Annotated in this window: 2 protein-coding genes; one reads left to right on the forward strand and one right to left on the reverse strand. The window is 64.4% G+C overall.

Annotation, left to right across the window (positions count from 1 at the left end; all coding sequences use genetic code 11):
* Positions 1–264 precede the first annotated feature (264 nt).
* Entirely contained in the window at positions 265–1,104 is an 840-nt protein-coding gene (locus AAFX91_RS41055) for a TerC family protein (RefSeq protein WP_130581401.1), read from the forward strand.
* A 46-nt stretch (positions 1,105–1,150) separates the two neighbouring features.
* Here the strand turns inward: AAFX91_RS41055 and AAFX91_RS41060 are convergent, their stop codons facing one another.
* Positions 1,151–1,984 (reverse strand): TonB C-terminal domain-containing protein, encoded by an 834-nt coding sequence (locus AAFX91_RS41060; protein ID WP_394570278.1) that lies wholly within the window; start codon positions 1,982–1,984, stop codon positions 1,151–1,153.
* Positions 1,985–2,149 lie beyond the last annotated feature (165 nt).

A 2,149-nucleotide genomic window follows, 5' to 3' on the forward strand; every position in this document is an offset into this window, starting at 1 on the left:
GGCTTCCTCCTAAAAGAAAGCCTTGAATCACGTTCAATCTGATTTGAGAATCCCAAGAGTCCACACGGCCTAAAGCGTGATGACTTTTCTTCGAATCGTCATCCCGCTTTAGCTCTTTGTTTGAGCATGATCTTCCTGCGCAAACGCTTCGCGTTTGTCGCGAGGGAAAACCGGTATCCACTTTTCCGGATCGTGCTCTAATACAACGAAGTTGCGGCGGCTTGAGCGTCGCCAGGGGTGGTCGCAAGGCCGAAAGGAAGCGCTGTGGACTGGCTGTGGCAGATCGTTGATCCCGCGAACCTCGCGGCTTTCTTCACGCAGTTCAAGAGCGAGATGGCGACCACGACGTTCTGGGTCGCCGTCAGCAAGATCATCTGGATCAATGTGTTGTTGTCGGGCGACAACGCATTGGTGATCGCGCTGGCCTGCCGTGGGCTCGCGCCGCGCCAGCGGTTGTGGGGCATGATCTTCGGCGCGGCGGCCGCGGTGATTCTGCGCATCATCTTCACCGGCATCGTCGCGACCTTGATGGAATTCCCTTACCTCAAGCTCGTCGGCGGGTTGGCGCTGATCGTGATCGCGGCAAAGCTGCTCGTTCCCGAACACGAGGACGAGGACAGCGTGGATGCGGCCGCGCATCTGTGGGCGGCGGTGCAGATCGTCGTCGTCGCCGACATTGTCATGAGCCTCGACAACGTGATCGCGGTTGCCGCCGCGGCCAATGGCAGCGTGCCGCTTCTGGTGTTGGGTCTTGCGATCAGCGTACCCCTGATCGTCGCGGGCGCGGCGCTGATCATGGCGCTGCTCAACAAGCTGCCGGTGCTGGTCTGGGCCGGCGCGGCGCTGCTCGGGTGGATCGCCGGCGATGTGATCGCGACCGATCCGGCGGTCGATCCGAAGCTCGATGCGCTGTTTGCCGGACCGGTCGGCGGCGCGCTCGATTCCTGGCTGGGGGCGCTCGGCATCGGTCCGCATTTTGCCGGCGGCGGCCATGGCGGCGAGATCGCGCTGGCGCTGCTTGGCGTCATCGTGGTGCTGGTCGTCGGATCGATCTGGCGCCGACGCGCAATGCATCACGCCGAGCGGGCCGCCAAGGCGGCCTGACTCACTTGGGCATGGTCTGCTCGGAAAACCTTTTCGGGGCTATGCTCTAGGGACGGCGATACGTTCGCCAGACCTCCACATGGCTTGGCGTGACCGGCTTGTTGTCGGCGTCCCTGAAAACGCCGGTCCAGGGGTTGCCGACCCAGACCGTAATGGGCTGGACGCACCGCGGCAGTCCCCTGCCGATACTGATTTCCTTCAGCAGCTTTGTGATCGTGGCATCGAGATCGGCATTTCCAGCCGATCGCACGAGTTGGCTCCGCTGCACGTTTCCGAGGTCGTCGAACCAGAGCTGGGCCTGGGCCTGGAACTTGCGGCTGTCCGCTCTCGCGTTGCGCTCGACCACGTTGCGGAGTTGCGAGGTGATCATCGTGAGATAGGGGCTGCCGGTGCCGCAGCCGCTGCCTCCGCCGTTGTCACCGTCCCCGCCGATGAGAGTGCCGGCGTTGGATCCCTTCGGCAGAGCGGCCTGCCTCCAATCGGGAGGCGCGTCCAGGCTCAACGGATCCGACACCGGGGGCAGTTTTGTCTTCGGCTGCGGCGGCGCGGGCTTCGGTGTCGGCGCGGCTGCGACGGAATCCCGGCGATTGTTCACCACCTTCTTCGGGGGGACCGGGACGGGTGGCGGCGCCTGCAGAGTGCGCTGCGTCGTCTCCTTCGCCGGCTCGGGAGGCCGCTGCGGAGGTGGCGGGGGAACAAGCAGAAGCTGGATGATCGTCGGCTCGCGGCGCGCCGGCTCGGGGCTACGCGGAGCCATCCAGATCAGAGCGAACAGGCCGAGCGCCAGCAGCAGGGCCACAGCAATCATCGCCACCGTCGACCAGCGCTCGCGCCAGACGTCGAGCGTGGCGTATCGCTGCAGCGCCTGAATGTCCTGCATCGCTCCTCCACTGTGCCGCGATCGGCGGACAGCATGTAGCCCGGGTGGAGCGGAACGCGTAACCCGGGACACCTGCAGCCGCGTTGCGTGGAGTGCCCCCAAAAGTGAGACACGGGAAATTAGGGACAGTTCTCTAACGGAGAACGTATGCCCAACAAATCCCCC

Origin of the sequence: Bradyrhizobium sp. 31Argb (genome assembly GCF_043638955.1) — a bacterium.
Classification (GTDB): Bacteria; Pseudomonadota; Alphaproteobacteria; order Rhizobiales; family Xanthobacteraceae; genus Bradyrhizobium.

What these genes read in the sequence shown, in the direction of transcription:
- AAFX91_RS41060 (WP_394570278.1), bottom strand. Translation starts at nt 1,984, where the DNA reads ATGCAGGACATTCAGGCGCTGCAGCGATACGCCACGCTCGACGTCTGG.